Origin of the sequence: Sphingobium sp. YR768, assembly GCF_900111125.1 — a bacterium.
Taxonomy (GTDB): Bacteria; Pseudomonadota; Alphaproteobacteria; order Sphingomonadales; family Sphingomonadaceae; genus Sphingobium.
The window spans coordinates 78417-96745 of sequence record NZ_FOGE01000005.1 but is presented as its reverse complement, the minus strand read 5'-3'; the positions used below and the strand labels follow the sequence as shown (position 1 = coordinate 96745).

The window sequence follows — 18329 nt, the reverse complement described above, 5'->3', positions numbered from 1 at the left end:
ACATCGTCGCCATAGCGCCGCGTGCTGAATATGTTGCAACTCAGCCGCGCGGCGCCGATCCAGTCGCAATTCGTCAGATATTCCGGCTTGCCACTGCCGGACAGGATGATTTTTGGCTCAGCCCTGCCTGCGCATCCATCACATGGACGCGCGTCATGCGCCCCGGCCCGGCGGCCACCAGCGAAATCTTCGATCCGTCAGCCGACAGGCTGGCGGAAATCACCGTCGCGCGCGCCGGATGCCTTGGCGAGTTCACCCGGCTGTCCCTGCGCCAGCGCCCCGTGCGCCACGCTCATCGACAGCAGCGCCAGCGTCGCCCTGGAAATCCCCCTCATACTTCAAATCCCCCAAAAACCCCAAGTAACAACGGCTAAGCCAAGCCAAAAGCAAAGGCTATCGCCTTGCTTGCCCTTGCCTCCGCACGGTGGCATCACCTGCGCATTCGTAAAATAAGGGAATCCTTCCATGCGCAGTTCCATCGCGGCCATCGCCGCCATCCTTGCCCTGTCCGCGCCAGCGGTCGCGGGCGCCGCGCCCGCAAAATCCACCGCGAAGGGCGCCACGCCATCGGTCGACACGATGAAGCGGCTGGTGCAGGAACTGTCGTCCGACGCCTATGAGGGCCGCGCGCCCGGCACCGCGGGTGAAGAAAAGACGCTCGCCCTGCTCTCCGCCGAATTTGCGAAGCTGGGCCTCAAGCCCGGCAACAAGGGTAGCTGGTTCCAGGACGTGCCGCTGGTCGAGATCACCGCGAAGAATGTCTCGGCGCTCAGCTTCACCGGCGGCAAGGCGCCTGTCTCCGCCGCCTATGGCCCGGAAATGGTGATCGGCACCTATCGCACCACGGAAAAGCACATCGACGTGAAGAACAGCCCGGTCGTCTTCGTCGGCTATGGCATCAACGCCCCGGAAAAGGGCTGGAACGACTATGCTGGCCTCGACGTGAAGGGCAAGACGGTCGTCATTCTGGTCAACGATCCCGATTATGAAACGCAGGGGCTGACCGGCCCGTTCAACGGCCGCGCCATGACCTATTATGGCCGCTGGACCTATAAATATGAGGAAGCCGCGCGACAGGGCGCAGCCGCTGCGATCATCATTCACGACACCGTGCCCGCCGCCTATGGCTGGAACGTGGTGCAATCGAGCTGGACCGGCGCGCAGCACGTCGCCGACAGCGCCGACGGCAATGCCGGACAGAGCCAGGCGATCGGCTGGGTCCAGAAGGACAAGGCCGCCGCCCTCTTCGCCAGCGCCGGGCTGGACCTCGATGCCCAGATGGCCGCCGCCAAGCGGCCGGGCTTCAAGGCCGTGCCGCTGACCGGCGTGACCGCCAACGTCTCTTTCGACAACGACCTGCGCAAGCATAGCTCGAAGAATGTCGTCGCCCTGCTGCCCGGCAAGACGCGGCCCGACGAATATGTCCTCTACAGCGCCCATTGGGACCATTTGGGCCATTGCGAGGCCGCGCCCGACGGCGACGATATCTGCAACGGCGCGGTCGACAACGCCACCGGCACCGCCGCGTTGGTCGCCTTGGCCCAGGCCAATGTGAAGGCCGGCCCGACCGACCGCAGTCAGGTGTTCCTGGCCGTCACCGGCGAGGAATCGGGCCTGCTGGGCTCCGACTATTATGGCAAGAACCCGATCTTCCCGTTCAGCAAGACCGTAGGCGGCGTGAACATGGACGCCCTGTCCGTCGCTGGCCTTGCGAAGAATGTCGTGGTCATCGGCAAGGGTAAGTCAGAGCTGGACGCCTATCTCGACCGCGCCCTTGCCGCGCAGGGCCGCGTCGCCACGCTCGAACCCACGCCAGAAAAGGGCTATTATTATCGCTCCGACCATTTCAGCTTCGCCAAGCATGGCCTGCCGATGCTCTATTTCGAGGGCGGCGAGGATCTGGTGAAGGGCGGCACCGCAGCGGGCATGGCCGCCGCGGAGGATTATACCGAGCATCGCTATCACGGCCCCAAGGATGAATATGATCCCAACTGGGACTGGACCGGCATCTCCGCCGACCTGAAGCTCTATTATGATGTCGGGCGCGCGCTGGCGACGACGACCGACTGGCCCAACTGGGTGGAAGGCGACGAATTCCGCGCCATCCGTGACAAGGATCGGGCTAGCAAATAAACCACGGGTCGGCGGCGGGACATCCGCCGCCGACCGGTTCACTGCTGGTTCAGTCCGCAGCCGTGATCCTGCCTCGCCTTGATGGGAGCCTGATGATGCGCAATCCTGCCCTCCTCCTCATATCCATGCTGATCAGCACCAGCGCCATGGCCCAGATCGCGTCTGGATCGCCGCCGCGCGATACGCCCGGCCCCGTCACGGTCCGGGTGGATCCCACTATCAGCGGCACCTATGAACTGGAGCAGGCCCGCAAGGATATTCGCAAGGCCCGCAAGAGCGGCGCGCTGGACCGGAAGGAAGCCCGCCAGTTGCGCCGCGAAGCCGATCGCGCGCAGGCGCTGGCGGATCGCAGCGGCCGCGATGGCCTCAGCTATAGCGAACGGCGCGAACTCGACATGCAGGGGCTTGCGCTCCAGAGCCTGGCCCAGGCGCAACGGGCATGGAGTGGCGGCAAACAGCCTTGACCGCTCACTGCCCGGTGGGGGTTGCCGGCGAATAGGTCCAGTTCTGCGCCCCGCTGCCATCCATCTTGGATGTCTCAGCCATCAGCAGTCGCCCTTCGCGCCAGTAACGAATGCGCTGCGGATAATCATGGTCCGGATTGGCGAAGGTGATATCGCGAACGCCCTGCTCCACGGCCGGAAAGACTGTCGCAGCGCCGCCCTCGGGCGCGCCATGAAAGGTCAGCGATCCGTCAGCCGCCCGCACGATCCGCATCACTTCCCAGGATCGCAGGCTTTCCCCGCGCCCGGTCCGCCCGACGCCGATCATCGTGCCCCCGCGCGGCAGGGTCCAGACTTCCTCGCTCCACCGGTCGCCATTTTGCTGCTGCCATTCGCCGGTCAGCCAGTCCGGCAACTCGCCCGCCCATGCGCCTGATGACAGCGCCAGCATGCAGGCAGCGGCGATGGCGGAAACTCTTTTCTTCATGGCTTTCGCCCTCTGTCCACATGCGATCCGGCACGCTATGGAGCGCGCGACATTTCCGCACTTTGCGGATCGGCCTTAAAGCATCGCAGGGAAAAGTGGGAACCGGTTTTCCGCTTTTAGCGATGCGATAACAGAATTTGGGGCGTGCGCCTGCCGCAAGCCCCAGCGAGCAAGGATAAAAGCCATGACTTTCCGCATGCCCGCCGAATGGGCGCCGCACGACTGGACCTGGATCGGCTTTCCGACCAACCCCGCCGAATGGCCCGGCGCTTTCGATGGCGCGCGGCAGCAGATCGCCGATTTCGCCAGCGCCCTCCACGCCGACGGCAAAGGCGAGGAAGTCCGCCTCGTCGTCGCCAATGAAGAGGATGCCGTCGCCGCCCGCGCATTGGTTGCAGCAGGTGTCACCATCGCTGTCCACAAGCTGGGCGACGTCTGGCTGCGCGATACCGCGCCGATCGCCGTGCTGAACGGCGCGGGTGAGCGCGCGCTGGTGGACTTCGGCTTCAACGGCTGGGGCGGCAAATATCAGATGCCCGGCGACGAGGATATCGGCGCGCGCCTCGCCGCGACGACAGGCTTTGTCACCTCGACCCAGCATTGGGTGCTGGAGGGCGGCGCGATCGACACCGACGGCACCGGCCTGTTCGTCAGCACCGAACAATGTCTGCTCAACCCCAACCGCAATCCGGATCTCGATCGCGGCAAGATCGAAACCCTGCTCGCCGGCAGCCTTGGCCTGTCCGACATGCTCTGGCTGGGCGATGGCCTGCTCAACGATCATACCGACGGCCATGTCGACAATCTCGCCCGCTTCCTGGCCCCCGGCAAGCTGGGCCTGCCGATCGCGACCACGGATGACGATCCCAACGCGGCCATCTATGCCGACGCCCGCGCCCGCGCAAAGGCGCATGGCGTCGAGGTGGTCGACATTCCCTCGCCGGGCCTTGTAGTGGTGGATGGCGAAGCGATCCCGGCCAGCTACATGAACTTCTATGTCGGCAACGCCGCCGTCATCGTGCCCATCTATGGCCAGCCCAATGATCAGGCCGCACTCGACGCCTTCCGCCCCTTCTTCCCCGGTCGGGAGATTGTCGGCTTGCGCAGCGACGCCATATTGTCGGGCGGCGGCAGCTTCCATTGTTGCAGCCAGCAGATGCCCTCGCTGGTCTGAGCCTGTTGCGCACCGGCGCGGATGGGATCAGTCTGCATATCGACCCGGCGGGACTCGCCGGGCAGGGAGAAGAACCGATGATCCGCATGCCCCTTCGCGCCGCCCTGACCCTGGCGATCCTGATCGGCGCTTCCGCCTCCTCCGCCCAATTGTCCGGCCTGGGCGGCATGCTGGGCGGCGGACTGCCCAATATCGCCTCGGTCGGCGCGGGCAATGCGGCGGGCGTGCTCAGCTATTGCATGAAGAACAAGCTGGTGAACGCCACCAGCGCCAGCTCGATATTGGGCAAGCTGACCGGCAAGCCCGGCGTCAAGGAATCGAACGGCTTCAAGCTGGGGCAACAAGGCACGATCAAGACCGACGGCAGCGCCTTTTCGCTAGGCGGGCTGAAAGCCAAGGCCAAGACCAAGGCCTGCGACATGGTCCTCAACCACGCCACGTCGCTGCTGTGATCTGAACCGATGATATCAAGGCCGGTGGCATGCCCGGCCGACATTCCCTATAGGGCGCCCAATCCCCCCGCCCCTGTTCCCCGCCATGGAGTGAAGAATGACTCGCGTGACCGTCGCCGCCCTGCAACTCGCCTTTTCCGACGACAGGGCCGATAATATCGCCAAGGTTGCGGATCATGTGCGCAAGGCCGCGATGCGCGGGGCGAAGATCATCCTGCCGCCCGAACTGTTCGAAGGCCCCTATTTCTGCCGGGTCGAGGATGAGGCGCTGTTCGAGGGCGCCCTGCCGACCGACGAGCATCCCGCCGTGCAGGAAATGCGCAAGCTGGCCAAGGAACTGGGCGTTTATATCCCGACCAGCTTCTTCGAACGCGACGGCCATCATTATTATAATTCGCTCGCCATGATCGATGACGAGGGCGAGATCATGGGCGTCTATCGCAAGAGCCATATTCCCGACGGTCCGGGCTATGAGGAAAAATATTATTTCCGCCCCGGCAATAGCGGCTTCAAAGTGTGGAAGACGAAGTACGGCACCATCGGCGTCGGCATCTGCTGGGACCAATGGTATCCCGAAACCGCCCGCTGCATGGCGCTGATGGGCGCGGAAATGCTGCTTTACCCGACCGCAATCGGCTCCGAACCTTATGATGCGGACCTCGACACCAACCGCATGTGGCGCCGTGCGATGATCGGCCATGCGGTCAGCAACTGCATGCCGGTGATCGCCGCCAACCGCATCGGCCTAGAAGGTGGAGACGGGGAGGAAGGCCAGAAATTCTACGGCCACAGCTTCATCAGCGACGAATGGGGCGACTATCTGGCCGAAGCCGACGCGAAGGACAACGGCGCCCTCGTCGCCACGCTGGACCTTGCCAAGGCGAAGATCCACCGCGCTGGCATGGGCTTCTTCCGCGATCGTCGCCCGGACCTCTATGGCCGCATCGCGCAGGATATCTGACCATGACGGACAGCCCCTCCGCCCTGATCGACGCGCGCATCGCCGCGCTCGGCGACTGGCGGGGGGACATGCTGGCGCAGTTCCGCGCCCTTATCCACCGTGCGATCCCCGATGTGGTCGAAACATGGAAATGGCGCGGCGTGCCCGTCTGGGAGAAAGACGGCATCCTGTGCACCGGCGAAAGCTACAAGAGCGCGGTAAAACTGACCTTCGCCAAGGGCGCAGCTCTCGATGACCCGGCAGGCCTGTTCAACGCCAGCCTCGGCGGCCATGTCCGCCGCGCCATCGACCTGCACGAAGGCGACGCGATCGACGAAGCCGCCTTCATCACCCTGATCCAGGCCGCGGCAGCCCTGAATGCCGCCAAACCCCGAAAGACACGCAATTGACCACCGAAGAAGACCCGATCATCGCCGAAGAAGCCATTGTTGAAGATGCGACCGTGGAAGATGCGACTGTGGAAGACGCCACCGTTGAAGCCCATCCAGACCTGAGCCGCCCGCAAAAGCGCATGCTCAAGCGCCTCTACAACGCCCGCACTGTTCCGATCCTGGTCGATGATCGCGCTTTCCTCACCTATCGCGACGCTGCACGCTATCTCCTGTCGCTACCCGCCGAACCGCGCGAGGCCGCCTATGCCGTCATGAAGGCGCATGTCAAAGACAAGGCGCGATAGAGCTGGCATGACATTTTCTACGGCGTCATTGCGAGCGCAGCGGGCCGAAGGCGGGCGAAGCCCAACCAACCCAATGGCGCGCCCGTGGATTGCTTCGCTGCGCTCGCAATGACGAAACGGATCGCCCTGGTGCCCGAACAGACGCCGCCCTCCCATCTCTACGCGCTGGCGCTGGGGTCAAACCGCCCGCTGTCCGCCCGCCGCACGCCACCACGCCTGCTCGCCGAAGCGGTCACGCTGATCGGGGCGCAGGCGCGGGTGCTGGCCGTATCGCCTACGATCCCGACGCCCCCGCTCGGCCCCTCGACCCGCATCTTCGCCAATGGCGCGCTGCTGGTGGAAAGCCTGCTGCCGCCGCCCGCCATGCTCTCCTTCCTCCAATCGGTCGAAACCCGGCTCGGTCGCCGCCGTCATCGCCGCTGGGGTGCACGCAGCATCGATATCGACATCATCCTCTGGTCGGGCGGCATCTGGCGCAGTCGTACCCTTTCCATTCCCCATGCAGCCTGCCGCATACGCGACTTCGTGCTGACCCCATTGCTGGCAGTAGCACCCGACTGGCGCGATCCCCGGACCGGCCTTGCGGTGCGCCATCTTCACGCGCGCCTACAAAAAGGCAAACGCCAAGGTTGACCATCCGCCCCGCCCCCATTAGGGCGACCTCCACCGCACGGAAGGGTCCATAGCTCAGTCGGTAGAGCAACTGACTTTTAATCAGTAGGTCGCTGGTTCGAACCCAGCTGGACTCACCACCTCCGCCATTGGCGCGGCATCGCCATCCCGCTAGGCAGGGTGGAACAGCGGAGGTTCCTCATGACCGTGATCCTGACCACCCGGCCCCTCTATCAGGGCTGGCTCAACCTGCTGATGGTCGACATGCGCGCCGCCAATGGCGAGTTGTTCGAACGCCATGTGGTGGAAATGAACCGGGCGGTCGCGGTGCTGCCCTATGATGCGGAGCGTCGCACGGCCCTCACCGTATCGATGCCGCGCACACCCGTCATGCTTGCCGGCCTGCCCGACATGATGGAGGCGATCGCCGGCATATTGGAGGATGAACCGGCCGATTGCGCCCGGCGCGAGGCGTTGGAGGAAGCGGGCGTGCAACTGGGCGACCTGGTGCATCTCGGCCAGATCTGGAGCATCCCCAGCGTCGTCACCGAAAAGATCGACTATTTCCTGGCGGAATATAGCGCCGACGACCGCATCGCCGCAGGCGGCGGGCTGGACGAGGAGCAGGAAAATATCACCGTCCACGAACTGCCGCTGGACCAGCTCTGGACGATGTTCGCGCAAAAACAGATCAATGACGGCAAGCTCGCCATCCTGCTGATGGCGCTGCGGCTCCGGCGGCCGGACCTGTTCAGCGTCCCGGTCGCCTGATCCCGATCGATCGCGCCGCCACTTCCAGAACATCGCCGCCGGGCAGGTGAAAAGGACAAGGCGCGCCATCGCCATTCACGCAGATCGTCAGTCCGCTCTCCCGATAGTGCAACGCCAGTCGGCGCCGCCCTGGCTCTTCCCATTGCCCGATGCGCATCGGTTGCCCCGCTTCGTCCAGCCAATCGACATCGCCGTCCTTCAACATGGCGACATCGCGCAATTCCGGCGCCTCCGCCCGCAGCGCAGCAAGGCTGAAGCTATGCGCCTCCAACGCCTGATCGCGCCCGTCCCAGTCGATCCAGCTAATCGCATTATCCTGCGCATAGGCATTATTATTGCCCTGCTGGCTCCGCCCGAACTCGTCCCCCGCCGTCAGCATGATCGCCCCGCGCGAGCAGAAGAGCGTGGAGAGCAACGCCATCACATCGCGCTGCCGCCCGGCCAGCACCGCCACATCGTCGCTTACCCCCTCGACGCCATTATTCCAGCTGAAATTCTCGCCATGGCCATCGCGATTATCTTCGCCATTGGCGTGATTATGCCGCTGCTCGAAGGCCGTCAGGTCCGCCAGCGTGAAGCCGTCATGCGCCGCCAGAAAATTGACGCTGCGGCTCACCCCGTCGCCGAATATGTCGGACGATCCGGTCAATCGCGTGGCAAGGGCGCCGATCGTCCCCGCGTCCCCGCGCCAGAAGCGCCGCATATCGTCGCGATAGCGGTCATTCCATTCCAGCCAGCCGTCGCCGAACCGCCCAAGCTGATAGCCGCCCGGCCCGATATCCCATGGCTCGGCGATCATGATCCGATCCGCCAGCACAGGATCGGCCCGCATTTCCTGCAATAGCGGCGCGGCCGGATCGAAGCCGTCCGCCATCCGCCCCAGCGCCGGCCCCAGATCGAAACGGAAGCCATCCACCCCGGCCTGCGTCACGAAATGCCGCAGCGAATCGAGGATCAGGCGACGCACCACGGGATGGTTACAGGCGATGCTGTTGCCGGTCCCGGTATCGTTGATCAGCCGCCCGTCGGGTTCGTGCCGGAAATAGCTGCGCGCATCCAGCCCCCGCAGCGACAATGTCGGCCCCAGCGCGTCGCTTTCCCCGTCATGATTATAGACCATGTCCAGGATCACGCCGATCCCGGCGTCATGCAGCGCCGCGACCGTCGTCCGCAACTCCGCCAGCCCGCCCGGCGCCAGACGCGGGTCGAGCGCAAAATAATTGACCGGATTATAGCCCCAGGCGTTGCTCAGCCCCAGCGGCCCCAGATGCCGTTCATCGATCCAGGCATTGATCGGCATCAGTTCGATCGCCGAAACATGCAGTCGCTTAAAATGCGCGATCACCGCCGGATGGGCCAGCGCGGCGATCGTCCCGCGCTGCGCCTCCGGCACGTCGGGATGCAGCATGGTGAAGCCACGCACCTGCACTTCATAGATCAGCCCGCCCGGATCGAAGCGCGGCGGCGCGGCCTCCACCGGCGGCAGGGCCGCCGTGACCACGCCTCTGGGCATCAGCGCGGCGGTATCGCGCCCCTCCCCGCGCGGCGCGGCCAGCGCAGGATCATAGCGGAACGGCCGGTCGATCGCCTGCACATAGGGATCGATCAACAGCTTGTCGGGATCGAACCACAGGCCCGACGCGGGATCATAGGGGCCATCGGCGCGCAGCCCATAGCACATCCCCACGCCCGCGCCCGCCACTTCCAGATGCCAGCACCCGTCACTATCGCGCAGCATCGGCAGGCGACTTTCGCGCCCCGCCGCATCGAACAGACAGAGCCACAGCTGCGCAGCCTCGGGCGACCAGACCGAAAAGCGCGTCCCGCCCTCACTGACCACCGGTCCCAATATCACGCCGCCTCCGCGATCAGCGATCGATAGAGCTCGGCATAGCGGGCCGCGCTGTGCGTCCAGCTCACATCGGCGCGCATCCCCGCCCGCTGCATCGCCTGCCAGCCCGATTTGTCGCGGTACAGCTCCACCGCCCGGTTGATCGCCCCATGCAACGCCAGCGGATCGGATGGCGTGAAGACCAGCCCGGTCGCCGCCCCGGCCGCCACCGCCGCCTCATTGGCGTCGATCACCGTATCGGCAAGCCCGCCGACCCGCGCCACCACCGGCACGCAGCCATAGCGCAGGCCATAAAGCTGGGTCAGGCCGCACGGCTCGAACCGGGACGGGATCAGGATCGCGTCCCCGCCCGCCTGCAACAGATGCGACAGCGGCTCGTCATAGCCGATCTGCACGCCGATCCGCCCGCGATGCCGCTCCGCCGCGCCCAGAAACGCGCCTTCCAGCGGATGATCGCCCGATCCCAGCACGGCCAGTTTCGCGCCGGCGGCGACCAGATGGTCCAGCGCCTCGACCATCAGGTCCATGCCCTTCTGCCAGGTCAGGCGGCTGACGATGATGAAGATCGGCGCATCGTCGGCATCCAGATCGAACCGCCGCTCCAGCGCCCGCCGGTTGACCGCTCGTCCCGCCAGCGCCCGCGCGCTATAAGGCCTGGCGATCAGCGGATCGGCCGCCGGGTTCCAGATATCGGTATCGACGCCGTTCAATATCCCGTGCAGCCGGTCGACCCGCCCGTTGATCAGCCCGTCCAGCCCCATGCCATGCACCGAAGATCGGATTTCCTGCGCATAGGTCGGGCTGACCGTGGTGATCGCCTCGGCCGACACCAGACCCGCCTTCAGATAGCCGATACCGCCATAATATTCGACGCCATCCACGCCCCAGGCTTCGGGCGGCAGGCCCAACCGGGGGAAGATATCCGCCGAAAACCGCCCCTGAAAGGCGAGATTATGGATCGTCACCACCTTGGGCACCGACGCCGCCGGGCCAAAGCGCATATAGGCGGCGGTCATCGCCGCCTGCCAGTCATGCACATGGACGATATCGGGGCGCCATCCCTTCAGCGCGCCTTCGGCTATATCCGCGCCCACCCGCGACAGCGCAGCGAAACGGCGCCAGTTGTCGGCCCAGTCATTGCCGCCATGATCGCCATAGGGGCCGCCTTCGCGCGTAAAATATTCCGGTGCATCCAGCACCAGCAGGTCAAGGCCCGCGACCTCCCCCGCCAGCACCGTGGCCGACGCCCCGAACAGATCGTCATAGCGGCGCGCGACCTTCGTCTTGCCCAGCTTTGCCATGACGGCGGGATAGCCCGGCACCAATGTCCTTGCCGCCACGCCCTGCCCGGCCAGCGCCCCCGGCAGAGCGCCGGCCACATCGGCCAGCCCCCCGGTCTTGATCAGCGGATAGATTTCGGACGCGACCGACAGCAGCTTGATCGTCATGGGTCGGGTCAGGCCGCCAGCCGATCGATCATCGCCTGCGTCACCAGACAGATGCCGCTTCCGGTGCGCCGGAAACGCTGCGAATCATGGTCTGGATTTTCGCCGATGATCAGGCCCGACGGAATGATGATCCCGGAATCCACCACGCATTTGTGCAGCCGTGCGCCGCGCCCGATCTCGCAATTGGGCATGATGATACTTTCGGTGACGGACGAGAAGCTGTGCGTGCGCACGCCCGAAAAGAGCAGGCTGCGATGCAGCGAGGAACCCGACACGATACAGCCGCCCGCCACCAGAGAGGATGTCGCCGACCCACGTCGTCCATCCTCATTATGCACGAACTTGGCCGGCGGCGTGACTTCCGAATAGGTCCAGAGCGGCCAGCTGCGGTCATAAAGGTCGAGCGACGGCACCACATCGGTCAGGTCGATATTCGCCTGCCAATAGGCATCGATCGTACCGACATCGCGCCAATAGGGGACAAGCTCGCTTTCAGCCCGCACGCAGCTGCTGGAAAAGCGATGCGCCACCGCTTTGCCATGCTTGACGATATAGGGGATGATATCCCCGCCAAAATCGCGTTTGCTGGTCGGATCGTCGGCATCGCGCAGCAATTGCTCGATCAGAAAGCGGGTGCGGAACACATAAATGCCCATCGACGCCAGCGCCATGTCGGGCTGGCCCGGAATGGCTGGCGGATTCTTGGGCTTTTCGACAAAGGCGGTGATGACGTCCGCTTCATCGACATGCATCACGCCAAAGCCCACCGCCTCCTTGCGCGGCACTTCCAGACAGCCCACGGTCACGTCCGCGCCGCTGTCCACATGCTGCTGGAGCATCAGCTCATAGTCCATCTTGTATACATGGTCGCCCGCCAGGATGACCATATATTCGGGCGCATAGCTTTCGATGATGTCGATATTCTGGAACACGGCGTCGGCCGTGCCTTCATACCACTGGCTTTCGGAAATGCGCTGGCTCGCAGGCAGGATATCGAAACTCTCATTGCGTTCGGGTCGCAGGAAGTTCCAGCCGCGCTGCAAATGGCGGATCAGCGAATGCGCCTTATATTGCGTCGCCACGCCAATGCGGCGGATGCCGCTGTTCAGCGCATTGGACAGGGCAAAATCGATGATCCGCGCCTTGCCGCCAAAATGCACGGCGGGCTTGGCGCGCTTGTCCGTCAGTTCCGACAGGCGGCTGCCGCGCCCTCCCGCCAGGACATAGGCCATGGCATCGCGCGCAATCGGCTGATATTTGGTCTGCACTACTGGGCCTCTCCTCACTTTGCCCGCGTTTCGCCTGCACGCGCTCCGTCGGTAATCAATAATCCAGTTCCAGCATCAAGGTTGCGAAGGGCGGGATGGTAATATTCGCCCATCCCTCCTCATCCGCATGCACCATGCCCATATTGCCTGCGCCGCTGCCACCATAGACGCTGGCGTCGCTGTTCAATATTTCGCGCCACCGCCCACCCGAAGGCAGCCGCATCCGATATCCATGGCGCAACACCGGGGTAAAATGGCTGATCACGATAATCGGCCGGGCGCCGGGCGCACGGCGCTGCCAGGCGAAGACGGAATCCGCCGCGCCATCGACCAGCACCCATTCAAACCCTTCCACCTCGCAATCGCGCGCATGCAGCGCGGCACGGCTGCGGTAGAGATGGTTGAGGTCGCCGACCAGTTGCTGCACCCCCAGATGCGGCCCATGGTCCAGCAATTGCCAGTCGAGCGCGCGATCCTCGTCCCACTCGTCCCGCTGGGCGAATTCCTGCCCCATGAACAGCAGCTTCTTGCCCGGATAGCCCCACATCAGGCCATAATAAGCCCGCAGCGTCGCGAATTTCTGCCAGTCTTCCCCGGCCATCTTGTGCAGCAGCGACGCCTTGCCATGCACCACCTCGTCATGGCTCAGCGCCAGCACGAAATTCTCGCTAAAGGCGTACATCAGGCCAAAGGTGATGTCGTCATGATGATGGGCGCGATGCACCGGATCGCGCGCCAGATAGCGCAGCGTGTCGTGCATGAAGCCCATATTCCATTTGAAGCCGAAGCCCAGCCCGCCGCTATGCACCGGCTGCGACACGCCGGGCCAGCTGGTCGATTCCTCGGCAATGGTCATGACGCCGGGATGATTGCCGTACAGCGCCTTGTTCATTTGCTGGAGGAAGGCGACCGCCTCCACATTCTCCCGCCCGCCATGGTCGTTGGGCACCCATTCGCCGGGCTTTCGCGAGTAATCGAGATAGAGCATCGACGCCACCGCATCCACGCGCAGCCCGTCGATATGATAGCGCTCGGCCCAGAACAGCGCGTTATTGACCAGATATTGCGCCACCTCGCGCCGCCCGAAATTATAGATGGCGGTGTTCCAGTCGGGGTGGAACCCCTTGCGCGGATCGGCATGTTCATACAGCGCCGTGCCATCGAAATGGGCCAGCCCATGTTCGTCGGTCGGGAAATGCGCCGGCACCCAGTCCAGTATCACGCCCACCCCGGCCCGGTGCGCCCCGTCCACGAAGCGCGCAAAGCCCGCCGGATCGCCGAACCGCGCCGTCGGCGCATAGAGGCCCAGCGTCTGATATCCCCAGCTCGGGTCATAGGGATATTCGCTGATCGGCAGAAATTCGATATGGGTAAAGCCCATCCCGACGACATAGGGGATCAGCCGGTTGGCCAGTTCATCCCAGGTCAGGAAATCGCCGTCGTCGTTCCGCTGCCAGGAACCGGCATGCACTTCATAGATGGATACCGGCTGGCGCCGCGCATCGCTGGTCCGCCAATGTTCGCGATGCCGTGCATCGCCCCATATATGGTCCTGCGGCGCCGCCACGATCGACGCGGTAGAGGGACGCAATTCACTCTTGAAGGCAAAGGGATCGGCCTTCAGCGGCAATGTCACCCCGTCCGCACCAACAATCTCATATTTATAGGCGCTGCCCGGACCGACTTCGGGCAGGAAAATCTCCCACACGCCGGCATCGGCGCGATGGCGCATCATACCCCGCCGCCCGTCCCAACGATTGAAATCGCCGACCACCGACACCCGCCGGGCATTGGGCGCCCAGACTGCGAAATGCGTGCCGGTCACCCCTTCATGATCGATGATATGCGCGCCCAGCTTGTCGAACAGCCGGCCATGCGACCCTTCGGAAAAATAATGATCGTCCATCGGCCCCAGCACCGGGCCAAAGCCATAGGGGTCGATCAGGTCATAGCGGCCGCCATCGCCATAGGTGGCGACATAGCGCAACGGCTGGCGCTTGCGGATCGTGACCTTGCCATGGAACAGCCCGTCGGGATGCACCCGTTCCAGCGTGCCAACCGCCTTGCCCGCCAGCGTCTGCGCCTCGACAGCAACGGCTTCGGGCAACAGAACACAGGCGCTAAATCCGCCCCCTTCCGCCGGATGAACGCCAAGCGTGCCGAAAGGATCGTCATCCTGCCCCTGCACCAGCAGATCGATCTGCTCGCGGGTCAGCACCTATCCGTCCACTCCGGTCATGTTGGCGATCATGTCGGCATCTTCCAGATATCGGTCGCATATTCGCGGATCGTGCGATCGGACGAGAACCATCCCATGCGCGCGACATTATGGATCGCCTTCTTCGCCCAGACGCTTTGGTCCAGCCACAGTGCATCGACCTTGCGCTGGGCAGCGGAATAGCTGTCGAAATCGGCAGCGACCATGAACCAGTCATGATCGTAAATGCCCTGCACCAGCCCCTTGTAACGATCCGGATCGTCCGGCGAAAAGACACCGCTGGCGATCGCATCGAGCGCCTGCCCCAGTTCGCGGCTGCGGCCGATCACATCGCGCGGATTATAGCCGCCAGCCCGCTCGTCATTCACCTCCTGCGCGGTCAGGCCGAATATCACGATATTCTCTTCGCCCACATGGTCGCGCATCTCGACATTGGCGCCATCCAGCGTGCCGATGGTCAGCGCGCCATTCACAGCAAACTTCATGTTGCCGGTGCCGGACGCTTCCATGCCCGCCGTCGAAATCTGTTCGGACAGGTCGGCCGCCGGGATCATCATCTCCGCCATCGACACATTATAATTGGGCACGAATTGCAGCTTCAGCAGCCCCTGCACCGCCGGATCATGATTGACCGCACGGGCAACGTCGCCGGCCAGCTTGATGATCAGCTTGGCGTTATGATAGCTCGGCGCCGCCTTCCCGCCGAACAGCTTGACGCGCGGCACCCAATCCTTTTCGGGATGCGACCGGATCTGGTCATACAGCGACACCGCTTCCACGATATTCAGCAACTGCCGCTTATATTCATGGATGCGCTTGATCTGGATGTCGAACAGCGCCGCCGGATCGATCCGCGCATTGATGCGACGGCGCAGCAGGTCGGACAGGGCGCCCTTGTTGGCCCGCTTCACCGCCAGAAACTTCTCCTGAAACGCGCTGTCGTCGGCAAAGCCGTCCAGATCGCGCAGCGCCTCGGGATCGTCCATGAACCGGTCGCCGATCGCCTCACGGATCAGCCCGGTCAGCCCCGGATTGCACTGCATCAGCCAGCGGCGGAAAGTGACGCCATTGGTCTTGTTGTTGATCCGCGCCGGATACAGCTTGTGCAGGTCGGCAAAGACCGTGACCTTCATCAGGTCGGTGTGCAGCGCCGACACGCCATTGACGCTGTGCGATCCGGCAAAGGCCAGATTGCCCATCCGCACCCGCCGCTCGCCGCCCTCGTCGATCAGCGATATCGTGCCGATCGCATCGTCGGTGAACTGGCCCGACTTGCGCGCCTCGCCCAGCAAGCGGCTGTTGATCGCATAGACGATCTGCATGTGCCGGGGCAGCAACCGCTCGAACAAAGGCACCGGCCAGCTTTCCAGCGCCTCGGGCAACAGCGTATGGTTGGTATAGCTGAACGTCTTGCGCGTAATGTCCCAGGCTTCGCCGAAATCCACGCCATGATCGTCGACCAGGATGCGCAGCAATTCCGCCACCGACACCGCCGGATGGGTGTCATTGAGCTGGATCGCGGCCTTTTCCGCCAGCGTGCGAATATCGCCGAAATATTGAATGTGGCGGCGGACGATGTCCTGCAAGCTCGCGGAGGAGAAGAAATATTCCTGCCGCAACCGCAATTCCTGCCCCGCAGGCGAACTATCGGCCGGATAGAGCACCCGCGTCAGCGCTTCGGCCCGATTGCTTTCGGACAGCGCGCCCAGATGGTCACCCGCATTGAACTTGTCGAGCAGGATCGGGTCGATCGGCTGCGCTTCCCACAGGCGCAGCGTATTGACCCGCTTGCCGCGCCAGCCCGCGATCGGCGTGTCATAGGGGGTGGCGATCACCCGCTCCGCCGCGCGCCAGCGCATCTGGTGCGGCCCGGCATCCTCGCCCTCGGCCGGGTCGACACGCCCGCCGAAGCCGACTTCATAGCTCGCCTCGCGCCGCTCGAATTCCCAGGGATTGCCATGCGCCAGCCAGTTTTCCGGCAGTTCCACCTGCCAGCCGTCGCTGATCTCCTGCCGGAACATGCCGTTCACATAGCGGATGCCATAGCCATAGGCGGGCACGTCGACCGTCGCCATGCTTTCCATGAAGCAGGCCGCCAGACGCCCCAGACCGCCATTGCCCAGCGCCGCATCCGGCTCCAGCGCGGCGATGATGTCGATATCAACACCCAGCGAATCGAGCGCCGCCTGCACATCGTCCAGCATTTCCATGTTGGACGCGGCATCGCGCATCAACCGGCCGATCAGGAATTCCAGGCTCAGATAGTAAACCCGCCGCCCTTCTTCCTCGTAGGTTTTCTGGGTGGAGGTGATCCAGGCGTCAATCACCCGGTCGCGGATGGAAAGGATGACGGCATGCAGCCAGTCATGCGGCTTGGCCGCCGCCGCATTCTTGCCGATGCGATAGGTCAGCCGCTCGACAATCTCATGAGCTAGGACTTCCGGGGTGAATTGCCGCGGTGCGGGTTTGGGAAGTTCGGTCTGGCCCTTGAGGTTCATCGGCGCTGGTCCCCCTGCTGAGTCGAACAGGATGATGACACAGCCCCTTGCCCCGCGCCATCGGCATTTTTGCAGCGCAACAAGAAATATCGGCCAATTTCAGCCAGTTTCCTAAACCATTCTTCATCCATTTCGGCGTAGCAGCGCCGCGCGCACCCCGGCCCGCAATTCGGCCCGCACAGGATAGGTGCTGGATGGCAGATGCTGGGTCATGAAGATGCCGATCAGCCGCTCGATCGGATCGATCCAGAAATAGGTCGAAAAGACACCACCCCAATAATATTCCTGCAAAGCCATATCCATGGCGAAGCCCAGGCCAAAGCCCACGCCCTGATAATCCGCCTCGCTGAACATCGCACCGGACATGCTGGCCAGATCGCCGCCGCCCGGCAAATGGTTGCTGCGCATCTGCGCCACGGTATCAGCCTGCAACAGCCGCACGCCATCCAGTTCGCCACCGCGCAACAGCATCCGGGCGAACCGGTGATAGTCCGCCACGCAGGATACCAGCCCGCCGCCGCCCGACTGGAACCGCCCCTTGCGCCGCCACCCGCTGCGTGCGCCCAGATCGGCCACGGTCAGTCCCGTGGGCTTGCCGGGCCGCTCGTCCAGTCGCCAGGCGTCGGTCATCCGGTCCGCCTTCTCGTCCGGCAGCATGAAGGTCGTATCGACCATCCCCAGCGGCCCGAAGATGCGCGTCTGGAACACCGTCTCCAGATCAAGCCCCGTCAACCGCTCCACCACCACGCCCAGCACATCGGTCGACACCGAATAATTCCAGCGCTCGCCCGGTGAAAATTCCAGCGGCAGCGTGGCAAGATCGGCAACAAACTGGTCGGACGTGCGCGGCTGCTGGAATTCGTCCAGCCCCAGCTTGCGATAGCGCGCGTCGATCGCCGTCTGCCGTTGCAAGCCATAGGTCAGTCCGGATGTATGGCGTAGCAGGTCGATCATCAGCATCGGCCGCTTGAGCCGCGCCCGGTTGGCCCGCCCCACGCGCAGATCGGCAAATTCGGGAATGATATCCGTCACTGGCGTATCCAGCGCGACCAGCCCCGCCTCGACCAGCATCATGAAGGCGACCGACGTCACCGGCTTGGTCATCGACGCGATACGATAGAGCGCATCCTCCCGCAGCGGCGCACCATCGGCGCGCGCCTGCCCCCGCACGCCCGCCAACAGCACCGTCTCGTCCCGCGACAGCAGCAATTGCATATGGGGCAGCTTGCCGCTGGCCAGATAGCGGCGATCGAGGGATTCCACCAGCGCATCCAGCCGATCCGGGTCCATTCCCGCCGCCTGCGCCGCTGCCCTGTCCGTCATTCCCACCATGCGC

17 protein-coding genes and 1 tRNA gene are annotated in these 18329 nt (G+C 64.0%); 10 read left to right on the top strand and 8 right to left on the bottom strand.

Translation table 11 applies throughout. The features are described from left to right. Positions 1-197 precede the first annotated feature (197 nt). Complete coding sequence (locus BMX92_RS28370) at positions 198-335, bottom strand: hypothetical protein (RefSeq protein WP_371262298.1); 138 nt, start codon at positions 333-335, stop codon at positions 198-200. 130 nt (positions 336-465) lie between these two features. Between BMX92_RS28370 and BMX92_RS08900 the strand changes: the two genes are divergently transcribed. Both BMX92_RS08900 and BMX92_RS08895 read left to right on the top strand, forming a co-directional pair. Then, positions 466-2133: a M28 family peptidase gene (locus tag BMX92_RS08900; RefSeq protein WP_093015236.1), complete on the top strand. Its 1668-nt coding sequence runs from the start codon at positions 466-468 to the stop codon at positions 2131-2133. A gap of 92 nt (positions 2134-2225) precedes the next feature. Further along, on the top strand, positions 2226-2597 hold the full coding sequence (locus BMX92_RS08895; protein ID WP_093015233.1) for a hypothetical protein: 372 nt from the start codon (positions 2226-2228) through the stop codon (positions 2595-2597). Between the two features lie 4 nt (positions 2598-2601). Here the strand turns inward: BMX92_RS08895 and BMX92_RS08890 are convergent, their stop codons facing one another. Continuing rightward, complete coding sequence (locus tag BMX92_RS08890) at positions 2602-3063, bottom strand: DUF6265 family protein (RefSeq protein WP_093015230.1); 462 nt, start codon at positions 3061-3063, stop codon at positions 2602-2604. A gap of 184 nt (positions 3064-3247) precedes the next feature. Here BMX92_RS08890 and BMX92_RS08885 point away from each other — a divergent pair, with 184 nt between their 5' ends. From BMX92_RS08885 to BMX92_RS08850, 8 genes are all read left to right on the top strand, one after another. After that, positions 3248-4237: an agmatine deiminase family protein gene (locus BMX92_RS08885; protein WP_093015227.1), complete on the top strand. Its 990-nt coding sequence runs from the start codon at positions 3248-3250 to the stop codon at positions 4235-4237. After that, positions 4204-4689, top strand: a complete 486-nt coding sequence (locus tag BMX92_RS08880; RefSeq protein ID WP_256213331.1) for a DUF2501 domain-containing protein — start codon at positions 4204-4206, stop codon at positions 4687-4689. The genes BMX92_RS08885 and BMX92_RS08880 overlap by 34 nt, the downstream gene beginning before the upstream one ends. 97 nt (positions 4690-4786) lie before the next feature. After that, on the top strand, positions 4787-5650 hold the full coding sequence (aguB, locus tag BMX92_RS08875) for an N-carbamoylputrescine amidase (protein ID WP_093015224.1): 864 nt from the start codon (positions 4787-4789) through the stop codon (positions 5648-5650). 2 nt (positions 5651-5652) lie between these two features. Next, the gene (locus BMX92_RS08870; protein WP_093015221.1) at positions 5653-6039 is read left to right on the top strand and encodes a DUF1801 domain-containing protein; all 387 of its coding nucleotides are present in this window, start codon (positions 5653-5655) and stop codon (positions 6037-6039) included. Beyond that, positions 6036-6326: a hypothetical protein gene (locus tag BMX92_RS08865; protein WP_093015218.1), complete on the top strand. Its 291-nt coding sequence runs from the start codon at positions 6036-6038 to the stop codon at positions 6324-6326. Before BMX92_RS08870 ends, BMX92_RS08865 begins: the two co-directional genes overlap by 4 nt. A gap of 108 nt (positions 6327-6434) precedes the next feature. Continuing rightward, a complete protein-coding gene (gene folK / locus BMX92_RS08860; protein WP_177184969.1) occupies positions 6435-6959 on the top strand; it encodes a 2-amino-4-hydroxy-6-hydroxymethyldihydropteridine diphosphokinase in 525 nt (174 codons plus the stop codon). A gap of 43 nt (positions 6960-7002) precedes the next feature. Beyond that, positions 7003-7078 (top strand) — tRNA-Lys (locus tag BMX92_RS08855). A gap of 61 nt (positions 7079-7139) precedes the next feature. Further along, complete coding sequence (locus BMX92_RS08850) at positions 7140-7709, top strand: NUDIX domain-containing protein (protein WP_093015214.1); 570 nt, start codon at positions 7140-7142, stop codon at positions 7707-7709. On the opposite strand, the gene glgX is transcribed toward BMX92_RS08850, so the two are convergent. The 6 genes from glgX to BMX92_RS08820 all read right to left on the bottom strand — a co-directional run bounded on the left by glgX (position 7690) and on the right by BMX92_RS08820 (position 18325). Then, positions 7690-9564 (bottom strand): glycogen debranching protein GlgX, encoded by a 1875-nt coding sequence (glgX, locus tag BMX92_RS08845; RefSeq protein WP_093015210.1) that lies wholly within the window; start codon positions 9562-9564, stop codon positions 7690-7692. The two genes, BMX92_RS08850 and glgX, sit on opposite strands and share 20 nt — an antisense overlap. Continuing rightward, a complete protein-coding gene (gene glgA / locus BMX92_RS08840) occupies positions 9561-11009 on the bottom strand; it encodes a glycogen synthase GlgA (RefSeq protein WP_093015207.1) in 1449 nt (482 codons plus the stop codon). Before glgA ends, glgX begins: the two co-directional genes overlap by 4 nt. A gap of 8 nt (positions 11010-11017) precedes the next feature. Continuing rightward, positions 11018-12277, bottom strand: a complete 1260-nt coding sequence (glgC, locus tag BMX92_RS08835; protein ID WP_093015204.1) for a glucose-1-phosphate adenylyltransferase — start codon at positions 12275-12277, stop codon at positions 11018-11020. A gap of 55 nt (positions 12278-12332) precedes the next feature. Beyond that, positions 12333-14495: a 1,4-alpha-glucan branching protein GlgB gene (glgB, locus tag BMX92_RS08830; protein ID WP_093015201.1), complete on the bottom strand. Its 2163-nt coding sequence runs from the start codon at positions 14493-14495 to the stop codon at positions 12333-12335. Positions 14496-14524: 29 nt separating this feature from the next. Continuing rightward, positions 14525-16993 carry a glycogen/starch/alpha-glucan phosphorylase gene (locus BMX92_RS08825; RefSeq protein ID WP_093015198.1) on the bottom strand — a complete coding sequence of 823 codons (2469 nt, stop codon included), beginning with the start codon at positions 16991-16993 and terminating at the stop codon, positions 14525-14527. Between the two features lie 123 nt (positions 16994-17116). Further along, the gene (locus tag BMX92_RS08820) at positions 17117-18325 is read right to left on the bottom strand and encodes a serine hydrolase domain-containing protein (protein WP_093015602.1); all 1209 of its coding nucleotides are present in this window, start codon (positions 18323-18325) and stop codon (positions 17117-17119) included. Positions 18326-18329 lie beyond the last annotated feature (4 nt).

Excerpts from the sequence above, each read along its gene's own strand:
- BMX92_RS08825 (WP_093015198.1), bottom strand. The coding sequence starts at position 16,993 with ATGAACCTCAAGGGCCAGACCGAACTTCCCAAACCCGCACCGCGGCAA.
- BMX92_RS28370 (WP_371262298.1), bottom strand. The coding sequence starts at position 335 with ATGAGGGGGATTTCCAGGGCGACGCTGGCGCTGCTGTCGATGAGCGTG.
- glgA (WP_093015207.1), bottom strand. The coding sequence starts at position 11,009 with ATGACGATCAAGCTGCTGTCGGTCGCGTCCGAAATCTATCCGCTGATC.
- BMX92_RS08895 (WP_093015233.1), top strand. The coding sequence starts at position 2,226 with ATGATGCGCAATCCTGCCCTCCTCCTCATATCCATGCTGATCAGCACC.
- BMX92_RS08890 (WP_093015230.1), bottom strand. The coding sequence starts at position 3,063 with ATGAAGAAAAGAGTTTCCGCCATCGCCGCTGCCTGCATGCTGGCGCTG.
- BMX92_RS08820 (WP_093015602.1), bottom strand. The coding sequence starts at position 18,325 with ATGGTGGGAATGACGGACAGGGCAGCGGCGCAGGCGGCGGGAATGGAC.
- BMX92_RS08900 (WP_093015236.1), top strand. The coding sequence starts at position 466 with ATGCGCAGTTCCATCGCGGCCATCGCCGCCATCCTTGCCCTGTCCGCG.
- BMX92_RS08885 (WP_093015227.1), top strand. The coding sequence starts at position 3,248 with ATGACTTTCCGCATGCCCGCCGAATGGGCGCCGCACGACTGGACCTGG.
- BMX92_RS08870 (WP_093015221.1), top strand. The coding sequence starts at position 5,653 with ATGACGGACAGCCCCTCCGCCCTGATCGACGCGCGCATCGCCGCGCTC.
- aguB (WP_093015224.1), top strand. The coding sequence starts at position 4,787 with ATGACTCGCGTGACCGTCGCCGCCCTGCAACTCGCCTTTTCCGACGAC.
- folK (WP_177184969.1), top strand. The coding sequence starts at position 6,435 with ATGACGAAACGGATCGCCCTGGTGCCCGAACAGACGCCGCCCTCCCAT.
- BMX92_RS08850 (WP_093015214.1), top strand. The coding sequence starts at position 7,140 with ATGACCGTGATCCTGACCACCCGGCCCCTCTATCAGGGCTGGCTCAAC.